General features: G+C 30.1%; 1 protein-coding gene. It reads left to right on the top strand.

What is annotated here, in order from left to right; genetic code table 11:
• Positions 1–450: hypothetical protein (locus COD92_RS31035; RefSeq protein ID WP_218014499.1), on the top strand; the 450-nt coding region annotated here is incomplete at its 5' end.
• Between the last annotated feature and the right edge of the window lie 65 nt (positions 451–515).

Genomic DNA, 515 nt, shown 5'->3' with positions numbered 1-515 from the left:
AGATTAAGGAATGATGATATGATCCAAGATAGGATGTTAAGAATAGGTATATTAGGTGTACTTTCAACAATACCAGGAGAGATTGCTTCGAGGATATTTGTACATTTTGGCTTCGGAAAGTTTGGTATTTATGAATTATCAAGTCTTATTATTACATTTAACAGACCTGTATTTACCATAGGATTAATTGTAGATTTTTTAGTTAGTAGTGTTTTTGCAGTCTTACTTTACTTTATATTTGAAAAGTTTGGTTCATGCCATTTGGTTATAAAAACGACCGTGGGCAGTTTATTTGCCTGGTTAGTATGTGAACTATTATTCACAACATTAATAGAAGGTAAGTATATCGATATTAGACCCATCAATGATTATTATTCTCATATGTTCAGCACCATGATTTTTGGTATTACATTAGGATTGTTGCTAAAAAAATTTATATTCAAGAGTTAACCCTATATTAGGAGTTATATTAAGTGTAAAAGAGATTGTGAACAATAGCACTTAAACTATCGGGT

The sequence above is a fragment of the Bacillus sp. AFS037270 genome, from assembly GCF_002585305.1.
Note: the sequence above shows the minus strand (reverse complement) of the source record. Positions and strands in the feature narration are given on the sequence as shown.